General features: G+C 73.7%; 8 protein-coding genes and 1 pseudogene. 6 read left to right on the top strand and 3 right to left on the bottom strand.

What is annotated here, in order from left to right; genetic code table 11:
- Window positions 1-1,277 (bottom strand): sensor histidine kinase (locus tag ABZT03_RS31335; RefSeq protein WP_356045724.1); only part of this gene is annotated, 1,277 nt, incomplete at its 3' end.
- Window positions 1,278-1,593: 316 nt separating this feature from the next.
- Here ABZT03_RS31335 and ABZT03_RS31330 point away from each other — a divergent pair.
- The 3 genes from ABZT03_RS31330 (at window position 1,594) to ABZT03_RS31320 (ending at window position 4,590) form a co-directional block, all read left to right on the top strand.
- Window positions 1,594-2,451, top strand: coding sequence for a MaoC/PaaZ C-terminal domain-containing protein (locus ABZT03_RS31330; RefSeq protein ID WP_356045661.1), 858 nt, complete (start codon window positions 1,594-1,596; stop codon window positions 2,449-2,451).
- An 83-nt stretch (window positions 2,452-2,534) separates the two neighbouring features.
- A complete protein-coding gene (locus ABZT03_RS31325) occupies window positions 2,535-3,611 on the top strand; it encodes a Zn-dependent alcohol dehydrogenase (protein ID WP_356045659.1) in 1,077 nt (358 codons plus the stop codon).
- 22 nt (window positions 3,612-3,633) lie between these two features.
- The gene (locus ABZT03_RS31320) at window positions 3,634-4,590 is read left to right on the top strand and encodes a 3-oxoacyl-ACP reductase (protein WP_356045657.1); all 957 of its coding nucleotides are present in this window, start codon (window positions 3,634-3,636) and stop codon (window positions 4,588-4,590) included.
- Between the two features lie 111 nt (window positions 4,591-4,701).
- Here the strand turns inward: ABZT03_RS31320 and ABZT03_RS31315 are convergent, their stop codons facing one another.
- Both ABZT03_RS31315 and ABZT03_RS31310 read right to left on the bottom strand, forming a co-directional pair.
- Window positions 4,702-4,857, bottom strand: coding sequence for a hypothetical protein (locus ABZT03_RS31315; RefSeq protein ID WP_356045655.1), 156 nt, complete (start codon window positions 4,855-4,857; stop codon window positions 4,702-4,704).
- A 93-nt stretch (window positions 4,858-4,950) separates the two neighbouring features.
- Window positions 4,951-6,240, bottom strand: coding sequence for a hypothetical protein (locus ABZT03_RS31310; protein WP_356045653.1), 1,290 nt, complete (start codon window positions 6,238-6,240; stop codon window positions 4,951-4,953).
- A gap of 213 nt (window positions 6,241-6,453) precedes the next feature.
- Between ABZT03_RS31310 and ABZT03_RS31305 the strand changes: the two genes are divergently transcribed.
- The 3 genes and pseudogenes from ABZT03_RS31305 to ABZT03_RS31295 form a co-directional block, all read left to right on the top strand.
- Window positions 6,454-7,320, top strand: coding sequence for a Nif3-like dinuclear metal center hexameric protein (locus ABZT03_RS31305; protein WP_356045651.1), 867 nt, complete (start codon window positions 6,454-6,456; stop codon window positions 7,318-7,320).
- On the top strand, window positions 7,317-8,060 hold the full coding sequence (locus tag ABZT03_RS31300; protein ID WP_356045722.1) for a C4-type zinc ribbon domain-containing protein: 744 nt from the start codon (window positions 7,317-7,319) through the stop codon (window positions 8,058-8,060). Before ABZT03_RS31305 ends, ABZT03_RS31300 begins: the two co-directional genes overlap by 4 nt.
- A 12-nt stretch (window positions 8,061-8,072) precedes the next feature.
- Window positions 8,073-8,546: pseudogene (locus tag ABZT03_RS31295) on the top strand (reverse transcriptase-like protein); the annotation flags it as partial.
- Window positions 8,547-8,609 lie beyond the last annotated feature (63 nt).

Below are 8,609 nucleotides of genomic sequence, written 5' to 3'. Positions count from 1 at the left end.
GGCTCCGCCGAGGCCGCCACGTCCGCCGGCTCCGTCGGGAGTTCCGCCGTGACCGTGAAGCCGTCGCGTGGGCCCGGGCCGGCCGTGAGGCTGCCGCCGGCCGCCGCGAGCCGTTCCCTGAGCCCCTTCAGACCGGTGCCGTCGCAGGCGGTCATCGGGGCAGTCCCGGCGCCCCCGCCGTCGTCGGGGGCGGTCCCTGCGCCCCCGCCGTCGTCGGTCACCGTCAGCCGGACGCGTTCCGCCTCCCCGTACACCGTGATCTCGCAGTGGGCCGCGCCGCTGTGCCGTACGACGTTGGTGACCGCCTCCCGCACCACCCAGCCGAGCAGTGCCGCGGTCTGCGGGGCGAGCGGCGGCCCCGACTGGCGTACGACCGGCTCGACGCCCGCGGCGGACAGGGCCGAGCGGGCCTGGTCGAGTTCCGTGGTGAGGCTGCCCTCGCGGTAGCCGGTGACGGCCTCGCGGATCTCGGTGAGGGCCTGGCGGCCGACCGACTCGATGTCGGTGATCTGCGCCAGTGCCGCGTCCAGGTCGCGGGAGGCGAGCCTGCGGGCCGCCTCCGACTTGACCACGATCACCGAGAGCGTGTGGCCCAGCAGGTCGTGCAGGTCCCGGGAGAAGCGCAGGCGTTCCTTCTCGACCGCGCGCCGGGCCAGTTCCTCGCGGGCCGCCCGCAGCTCCCGTACCGCCTCGGCGAGCGACAGGATCGCCGCGGTGACCATCGTGGACAGGAACGTGCCGTAGGCGACGTTCACCGCGTCCCAGCCGGCCCGGAACACGGAGACGGCGGCGGCGAGGGCGGTCAGGGCGAGCCCGGTCCGGCCGAGCCACGGCCCCCGCATGACCGCGCCGGTCGCGAGGCCGAGCAGAGGGAAGTAGTACAGCCAGCTGCCGCCGTACCCGAGGGCGAGTCCGCAGGTGACCAGGCCCATCAGCACGAGCGCGACCCGGGTCGAGGTGGCCTGGCGCGTCTGCTTCACGAAGGCGCGGAAGGTCACGTAGATGTAGAGCGAGTTGAACGTCAGCAGCCCCAGGGCGCCGATCCACGGATTGGGCGTCTCGCCCTGGAAGAGGTTGGAGAACGCGCCCATCCCCATGAGCAGCCAGGGCAGCAGCGCGAAGCCGGAGGGCGGCGGCCCCGGGTCCTCCGGGACGGCGCCCGATCCGTCCGCGGCGGCCTTCCGTCCGGCCTTGAACCGCTCCATGTCCGCCTTCCACCGTGCCCGTGCCGCCCGCCACTCGCGGACCTGGCAGGCGGTGCTCCGCATCAGGTTCATGTCCCGGCTCCCCGTTTCCCGCTCGCGGTCCCGTTCCGCGCTCCCCGTTGTCATGAGGACGACGGTACGGACCGGGGGCGCGGCGCGGCAGAGGCGGTTGTACGGACCGCGGCAGGACAAATGTCACCGTCGGCGCCCGCCGGTGCCGTCCGCCACGGGCCGAGCTGACACTCCGTCAGGAGTCTTCACAACTGCCGGGCGCTGGGCTATACAGAGGGCGCCGGACTGGAACGCGTTCTAGATCGGCCCGTGACGACCTCGGTGCGACCGACGGTGCGGACGGCCGCGCCGAGGTCTCTGAGCCCACAGGAGCCCCATGCCCATCGACGCAGCCAAGGCCGTCGCCGCCGAGCCCCGGTCCGGCGAGATCTCCTGGACCGCCAAGGACGTCCAGCTCTATCACCTCGGGATCGGCGCGGGCGTCCCCGCCACCGACCCCGACGAGCTGCGCTACACCCTGGAGTCCCGGCTGCACGTCCTGCCGAGCTTCGCCACCGTCGCGGGCGCCGGTTCCCCCGGCGTCATCGGCGGCCTGTCGATGCCCGGCGTCGAGGTGGACCTCGCGCACGTCCTGCACGGCGGCCAGAGCCTCACCGTCCACCGCCCGATCCCGGTGCGGGGCACGGCCACCGCGACCTCCCGCATCGCCGCCGTCCACGACAAGGGCAAGGCGGCCGTGCTGGTCATGCGCACCGAGGTCGCCGACACCGACGGTCCGCTGTGGACCAACGACGCGCAGATCTTCGTACGGGGCGAAGGGGGCTGGGGCGGCGACCGGGGGCCGTCGGCCCGCCTGGAGGCGCCCGTCGGTGAGCCCGACCGGGTCGTGGAGCGGCCGGTGCGCGAGGACCAGGCCCTCCTCTACCGCCTCTCCGGCGACTGGAACCCGCTGCACGCGGACCCGGAGTTCGCCAAGGTGGCCGGGTTCGACCGGCCCATCCTGCACGGGCTGTGCACGTACGGGATGACCCTCAAGACGGTCGTCGACACGCTGCTCGGCGGGGACGTGAACCGGGTGCGCGGCTACGTCACACGGTTCGCCGGGGTGGTCTACCCGGGGGAGACCCTGCGCATCCGCATGTGGCGCGCGGACGGCGCGGTCCGGGTGGCGGTGAGCGCCGTGGAACGGGACGACGCGCCCGTCCTCGCCGACACGCTCGTCGAACACACCTGAGCCGGCCCGGCCGACACCGCCGGACATCCCGCACCACGACGCCGACCGCCCGCGTCGGGCACACCGCTGAGGGGAGCCGCACCATGCGCGCAGCCGTACTGAACGAGATCGGTCAGGACAAGCTGGAGGTGTTCGACGACGTCGAGGCGGTGGGCTTCGGCCCGGGCAAGGTGAGGATCCGGGTCCGGGCCACCGGGCTGTGCCACTCGGACCTCTCCGCGATGAGCGGGGTGCTGCCGCAGCCGGCCCCCTTCGTGCCGGGGCACGAGGGCGCGGGGGAGATCACCGAGGTCGGCGAGGGCGTCCTCGACCTGAAGCCGGGGGACCGGGTCGTGGTCTGCTGGCTGCCCGCCTGCGGGGCGTGTCCCGCGTGCCGGCGGGGCCAGACCGAACTGTGCCTGGCGGGCTTCATGAACGCCGGCACCCCGAACTTCAGGCGCCCCGGCGGCGACCTCTTCGGCTTCGCCGGCACCGGCACCTTCGCCGAGGAGGTCGTGGTCGACGCGGGCTGCGCGGTGCCGATACCCGACGACGTGCCCTTCGACATCGCGGCCCTGATCGGCTGCGGGGTGACCACCGGGCTCGGCGCCGCCCTCAACACCGCGGACCTGGAGGCCGGTTCCTCGGTCGCCGTCATCGGCTGCGGCGGCGTCGGCATCTCGGCGATCCAGGGGGCGCGGCTGAGGGGCGCCGCCGAGATCGTCGCCGTCGACCCCGTCGCCTCGCGCCGCGAGTCCGCGCTGGAGTTCGGCGCCACGCACGCCGTGTCCCCGGACGAACTGGCCGACGCCAGGCAGCAGATCACCGCCGGCGAGGGCTTCGACTACGTCTTCGAGGTCGTGGGCCGCTCCACCACCGCCCGCACGGCCTACGAGAACACCCGGCGCGGCGGCACCCTGGTCGTCGTCGGTGCCGGCGCCCTGGACGACTTCCTCCAGCTCAGCATGTTCGAGCTGTTCTTCGACGAGAAGCGCATCCTGCCGTCCCTGTACGGCGGCGGCGACGTCCTGCGCTCCTACGAGCGGACGATCGCGCTGTGGCGGGCCGGCCGCATCGACCTCGCGGGCCTCATCACGCACCGGGTGCCGCTCGCCGGGATCAACGAGGCCCTCGACCAGATGCGGACGGGCGCCGCCCTGCGCACCTGCATCGAGATCTGACCACCGAGACCTGGGGACGCGCATGTCACTGCCACTCGAAGGGCTGTCCGCGATCGTCACCGGCGCGGGCCGGGGCCTGGGCCGGGCCGAGGCGCTGGAACTGGCCCGGCTCGGCGCGGCCGTCGTCGTCAACGACTTCGGTCAGCCCGGCCGGGACGGCTCCGGCGAGGGCTCCGCCGCCCCCGCCCAGCAGGTCGCCGACGAGATCCGCGCGGCCGGCGGGAGGGCCCTGGCGCACACCGGAGACGTCGCCGACCACCGGCAGGCCGCCGAACTGGTCGACCTGGCGGTCGCCGAGTTCGGCACGCTGGACATCCTGGTCAACAACGCGGGCATCCTGCGCGACCGGATGGTCTTCTCGATGACCGAGGACGAGTGGGACTCGGTGATCCGGGTCCACCTCAAGGGCCACTTCAACACGACCCGCTTCGCCGCCGCCCACTGGCGCGAGCGGTCCAAGGCGGCCGGGGGCCCGGTGTACGGGCGGATCGTGAACACCTCCTCCGAGGCGTTCCTCGCCGGTTCCGCCGGCCAGCCCAACTACGCGGCCGCCAAGGGCGGAGTCGTCGGGCTGACCACGTCCACCGCCCTCGCGCTGAGCAGGTACGGCGTCACGGCGAACGCGATCTGCCCGCGCGCCCGCACCCGGATGACCGAGGACGTCTTCGAGGGCATCGGGCGGACCGGCCGGGGCGACGGCGGCGAGGCCGGGCTCGACCCGCTCGCCCCCGAGCACGTCGCGCCGCTGGTCGGCTACCTCGCGGGACCGGCGGCCGCCCGCGTCAACGGTCAACTGCTCGTCGTGCACGGCGGGATGGTCGCGATCGTCGAACGGCCGCGGGTGCAGGCCAAGTTCGACAGCAAACAGGACACCTTCACCTACGACGAACTCGACGCCCTGCTCACCCCGCACTACGCGGAGCGGCCGGCCGGGGAGACGTTCGGGGCGGCGGAGGTGCTGGGGCTGAGGCGCGGGTAGCGGCGGGGGCGTGCGCGGGCGCGGGATCGAGCGGGTCGACGGCGCACGGAAAAGGCCCACGTGTCTGCTGACACGCGGGCCTCTTCCTGTGGACCTGTTTCCTGTGTACCGTCAGGCAACCGCCTCGGCGTCCTCGTTCGGCTTGCGGTGCCGGCCGTGGCCGGCCGCCTCGCCGTCGTGGACCGAGACCGGTCCCCGGTGCCGGCCGTGGCCGACGTCCTCCCGGCTCTCGGTGGACAACGGCTGCATGGTGCTTACGTCGCTCATCGGAAGATTCACCCCGTCAACATGATCTTTTGCTGCGGGGTGATTTTATCCAGCTGCCCACGGGCTGAATCCAGCAGGCCGCACCAACCGGCACTACTTCGTTACGAGACGTCCCAGCGGCGCCTGCTGCAAGGGCACAGGACGCGGCGCGACAGGCGCCGCGGGACCCGGCGCCGGCGGCTCGCCGGGCGCCGGGAAGGAACCCCCCGCGTCCGGCCATACGGCCGTACCGGCACCGCCCGAGTCCGGCCATACGGCCGTACTGGCACCGCCCGAGCCCGCGCCCCCCACCGAGTCCGTGCCCCGCGCTCCGTCCGTGTCGCCCGGCTCCCCGAAGGGTCCCGCCAGCCGTGCCACCGAGCAGGGTGTCTCGGCCGTGGCGCAGGGCAGTTGGAGCACCCCGTCCGTGGTCCACAGGCCCGCCCCCGCCAACCACCCCGTGGGCGCCGCGAGTTGCCGCATCCGGCGCCGGTCGGGCCGCCATACGCCCAGCCAGCTGCCGCCCGGGCCGTCGACGCGCAGCGCCACCGCGCAGCCCTCCGGCGTCAGCACCTGCCCCGGCTGGATCGCGAACGGTGTCACCGCGCAGCCGGCCACCTGGAGGCTCTCCGGGAAACGCACCGGGAGCGTGCTGCCCAGGACACCCCAGCCCAGCCGGTCACGGCCGGGCGACGGCGCGTCCGAGCGGATCAGCAGCAGCCCGCTGTCCGGGTCGGCGAGGAGCAGCCGGTCGTCGCTGTCCGGCGTGATCTGCAGCAGCGGGGACATCTCCCCGCCCCGCTCCAGGTCCACCACCACCGTCTTGGTGCGGCCGGCCACCTCCCGGTCCAGGGCCAGCATCCGTCCCGCCCGGTCCAGCCACACCCCGCCCGAGCAGCGCCCCGGGAGCTCGGCGACGTGCTCGGGACCGAAGGCGCCGCCCGCCACCAGCCACACGGCGCTGGACCGCGGGCCCACGGCGAGGGCGTACGCCTTCTCCCCGCAGGGCGCCGGCGGCAGCAGCCGCAGCCGGCTGCCGGGGTCCGGGCACTCGACCGCGCCCAGCAGCAGCTCACCGGTGTCCGGCCCGGTCGGGTACAGCAGCGAGAAGGCGTGCCGTCCGTCGGCCACGCGGCGGATCAGTACGCGCCCGTCCCCCATCGGCTGCACCTCGGTGCCGGGCTCCTCCGGCTGGTTGCCGGGCAGCGGCACGGCGTACGGCTCGGGTCCGTCCAGCGTCCAGCGCTCCGGGAACCAGGAGTCGCCGGCCCGCGCGAGACGGGCCGCGTACGCGCCGTCCGCCGTGATGGCACACCCCGCCCGGCCCGCCGCGTCCGCGCCGTCCGCCGTGCCGGTGCGCCCCGCCCGCGCGGCCTCATCCCCACTGTCCGCCGCAGACTCCATCGCACAGACCGTCATCGTCCGGTCACCTCCGGCGACGAAGGTAGTTTTCGTATGCACAGGCGGGGGAGCGGCCGACGGTCACTTCACACATAAGGATGGCCCAGGAACGATTCGCCTGAGGAAACGGAGGCCGCTGTGCTGGCCGGACCGGACCCGTACGGGACCGTGCAGCGGCGGTGCGGTCGCGGAGAACGGGCAGGTAGCCTTTCACCCGTGCCCCGTCTGTCTGAAGTCATCACCGCGCTGGAGACCCTGTGGCCCGCCGAGCGGGCCGAGTCCTGGGACGCGGTCGGCACCGTCGTGGGCGATCCCGGCCAGGAGGTCTCCCGGGTCCTGTTCGCCGTCGACCCGGTCCAGGAGATCGTCGACGAGGCGGTGAAGCTGGGCGCCGACCTGCTCGTCACCCACCACCCCCTGTACCTGCGCGGTACGACGACGGTCGCCGCCTCCACCTTCAAGGGCCGCGTCGTCCACACCCTGATCAAGCACGACATCGCGCTGCACGTCGCCCACACCAACGCCGACAGGGCCGACCCGGGCGTCTCCGACGCGCTCGCCGGTGCCCTGGACCTGCGCGTCGTGGGACCGCTGGTGCCGGACGCAACCGACCCCGAGGGCCGCCGGGGCCTCGGCCGGATCTGCGAGCTCGACCACCCGCTGACCGTCCGGGAGTTCGCCGCCCGCGTCGCCGAACGGCTGCCCGCCACCGCGCAGGGCATCCGCGTCGCCGGCGACCCGGATGCGGCCGTCCGCACGGTCGCCGTGAGCGGCGGGTCCGGCGACAGCCTCTTCGACCACGTACGGGCGGCCGGCGTCGACGCGTTCCTCACCGCGGATCTGCGCCACCACCCGGTGTCGGAGTTCACGGCGGATCACGCCCACAGTCCTCTCGCGCTGCTCGACGCGGCGCACTGGGCCACCGAGTGGCCCTGGTGCGAGCTGGCCGCCGCCCAGCTCGACGAGATCTCCGACCGGAGCGGATGGGGACTTCGCGTCCACGTCTCCAAGACGGTCACCGACCCCTGGACGGCCCACGCGGCCTCCGACCCGATTCCTAGCGCAATGGGAGCCCCCAACTGAACGCCGAGCCCGCCGACCAGATCCGCCTCCTCGACGTCCAGGCACTCGACGTCCGTCTCCAGCAGCTCGCGCACAAGCGCCGGTCGCTGCCCGAGCACGCCGAGATCGAGTCGCTCACCAAGGACCTGACGCAGCTGCGCGACCTCCTGGTGGCCGCCCAGACCGAGGAGAGCGACACCGCCCGCGAGCAGACCAAGGCCGAGCAGGACGTGGACCAGGTGCGCCAGCGCGCCGCCCGCGACCAGCAGCGCCTGGACTCCGGCGCGGTCTCCTCCCCGAAGGACCTGGAGAACCTCCAGCGCGAGATCGCCTCCCTCGCCAAGCGGCAGGGCGACCTGGAGGACGTCGTCCTGGAGGTCATGGAGCGCCGTGAGTCCGCGCAGGAGCGGGCCGCCGAGCTGACCGAGCGGGTCGGCTCCGTCCAGGGCCGGATCGACGACGCGACCGCCCGCCGGGACGCGGCCTTCGAGACGCTGGACGGCGAGGAGTCCTCGGTGACCAAGGAGCGCGAGGTCATCGCGGGCGTCATCCCGGCGGACCTGCTGAAGCTGTACGAGAAGCTGCGCGCGCAGCAGGGCGGCGTCGGCGCGGCCAAGCTGTCCCAGCGCACCTGCCAGGGCTGCCGCCAGGAACTGGCGATCACCGACTTCAACGAGATCCGCTCGGCCCCGCGCGACAAGGTCGTCCGCTGCGAGAACTGCGGCCGCATCCTGGTGCGCACCTCCGAGTCCGGCCTGTAGGGGACGCGAGCGGTGCGGGAGTTCATCGTCGAGGCCGACGGCGGGTCACGGGGCAACCCGGGGCCCGCGGGCTACGGGTCCGTGGTGCTCGACGCGGCGACCGGGGAGACCCTCGCCGAGGCGGCCGAGTACATCGGCGTCGCCACGAACAACGTGGCCGAGTACCGGGGCCTGCTGGCAGGCCTCCGCGCCGCCCACGCCCTGGACCCGTCCGCCGCGGTCCACGTCCGGATGGACTCCAAGCTCGTCGTCGAGCAGATGTCGGGCCGCTGGAAGATCAAACACCCCGCCATGAAGCCCCTGGCCGCGGAGGCGAGCCGGGTCTTCCCCTCGTCGCGGGTGACCTACGAGTGGATCCCGCGCGCGCTGAACAAGCACGCGGACCGTCTCGCCAACGAGGCGATGGACGCGGGCAAGCGCGGCGAGCAGTGGTCGGCGTCGACGTCGACGGCGGAACTCGACACGGCGGCGGCGAGGCCGGCCGCCCCGGGCCGAACGGCGCCCCCCGAGCCAGATCCGAATATCACACGTCTGAAATCCAGACACTGA

Source organism: Streptomyces sp. NPDC005574 (genome assembly GCF_040605435.1).
GTDB lineage: Bacteria > Actinomycetota > Actinomycetes > Streptomycetales > Streptomycetaceae > Streptomyces.
The sequence above is the reverse complement of the archived record's forward strand: the minus strand, read 5'-3'. Positions and strand labels throughout refer to the sequence as shown.

What these genes read in the sequence shown, in the direction of transcription:
- ABZT03_RS31330 (WP_356045661.1), top strand. Translation starts at nt 1,594, where the DNA reads ATGCCCATCGACGCAGCCAAGGCCGTCGCCGCCGAGCCCCGGTCCGGC.
- ABZT03_RS31325 (WP_356045659.1), top strand. Translation starts at nt 2,535, where the DNA reads ATGCGCGCAGCCGTACTGAACGAGATCGGTCAGGACAAGCTGGAGGTG.
- ABZT03_RS31320 (WP_356045657.1), top strand. Translation starts at nt 3,634, where the DNA reads ATGTCACTGCCACTCGAAGGGCTGTCCGCGATCGTCACCGGCGCGGGC.
- ABZT03_RS31315 (WP_356045655.1), bottom strand. Translation starts at nt 4,857, where the DNA reads ATGAGCGACGTAAGCACCATGCAGCCGTTGTCCACCGAGAGCCGGGAG.
- ABZT03_RS31310 (WP_356045653.1), bottom strand. Translation starts at nt 6,240, where the DNA reads ATGGAGTCTGCGGCGGACAGTGGGGATGAGGCCGCGCGGGCGGGGCGC.